Origin of the sequence: Hallella faecis (genome assembly GCF_018789675.1) — a bacterium.
GTDB classification, from domain to species: Bacteria; Bacteroidota; Bacteroidia; order Bacteroidales; family Bacteroidaceae; genus Prevotella; species Prevotella faecis.
Genome location: NZ_JAHKBE010000127.1, coordinates 1 through 1,291 on the forward strand (window position 1 = coordinate 1; position 1,291 = coordinate 1,291).

Annotated in this window: 1 protein-coding gene; it reads right to left on the bottom strand. The window is 45.7% G+C overall.

What is annotated here, in order from left to right:
• Positions 1-44 precede the first annotated feature (44 nt).
• Positions 45-1,070: an IS110 family transposase gene (locus tag KM934_RS12765; protein ID WP_215760995.1), complete on the bottom strand. Its 1,026-nt coding sequence runs from the start codon at positions 1,068-1,070 to the stop codon at positions 45-47.
• Between the last annotated feature and the right edge of the window lie 221 nt (positions 1,071-1,291).

The window sequence follows — 1,291 nt, forward strand, 5'->3', positions numbered from 1 at the left end:
GCTTTCTATGTTAAAATCCAAATATTTTGACCATTATTTTTAATTTATGCTGATATTTTATATTCAGGTGAGAAAAGTTGGCGATTCCGGACCATAGCTGTGACCAAATGTATGAGTTTGTTCTTTACATTGTTCAGTGCAACCTGCTTCTTCTTTCCGCGTTCCACGAGACGCATGTAGTACCTCGCCATAATGGGATTGAACTTGACGGCAGCCAGTGATGCCTGCGTCAGCATTGCCTTAATCTGGCGGTTCGCCATGTAGTGCACATGTGGGTCAGAATGCACGCTGGTACCCGAATCCTTGCCGAATGGGGCTATACCATAGTAGCAGGAAATCTTCCTTGAGTCGTAGTTGAAACGACGGAAGTTGTCGGTGTATACCATCAGGCAGACAGCGTTCTGCGTTCCTATACCAGGCACCGAAGTCACGATGGTGAACACCTCGGTGAGTTCCTCGTCCGACTTGATGAGCTCGGCGATTCGCTTGTTTATCTTCTCAACTTCCTTGTTGAGTTCTGACACGATATGCCTTCCGCTCTGCGAGATCATCGTCTTGATAGGCGATTTCTCCAGGGTGAGTCTCTTCTCGCCTCTACGCACCTGAAAGCTGCATTTATGGCGTACCACCATTTGACGATACAGAAACAGCTCGCGCAGTTGTGCAAGTGACTCGCTAAGTGGCTCGTACATAATGGCTTTATCGTAGTTTCTCATTGCATATTCGGCAATCATCGAAGCGTCGGCACGGTCCGACTTCAATCGTCTCAGACCTGATGCGTCCTTGATGCTCTTGGCGTTCTCAAGCCACATGTCGTAGCCTTTGCCGTAGAGGAAGTTGCACAGTCCTTTGCTGTAGTCGCCCGTATTTTCTCCGCAGAAGAGCCAAAGTGAAGAGTCGATTCCGTATGAATTCTGCTCCACCCACTTGACCAGTTGCTTGTAGCCGGACACTGTTGTCTTGAACCCGTTGAACACTCGTGCAGCTGTTTCTGTCAGTCCATCTGCAAAAATGATAGCCACATCAACTTTTTCTTTCGAAAAATCAACTCCGATAAATAAATTCTTCATACTTTTGTACTATTAGTATTGTGTAGGATTGGTCAATAGTTGTATGGACTAACACTCTAACAAGGCTCAGAGCCGATAACTTTCTATCTGGTCTTTGCAACTATGTCGATGGGGTCCAAAACGAATTATAGTCTTCAGACTATGTTAATTCCAGGTTTACCTCTCCGACAGACCGATTCTACCTTTTTACAACAAAGGTACGAAACTGTCTTTAGCAATCA

What these genes read in the sequence shown, in the direction of transcription:
- KM934_RS12765 (WP_215760995.1), bottom strand. Translation starts at nt 1,070, where the DNA reads ATGAAGAATTTATTTATCGGAGTTGATTTTTCGAAAGAAAAAGTTGAT.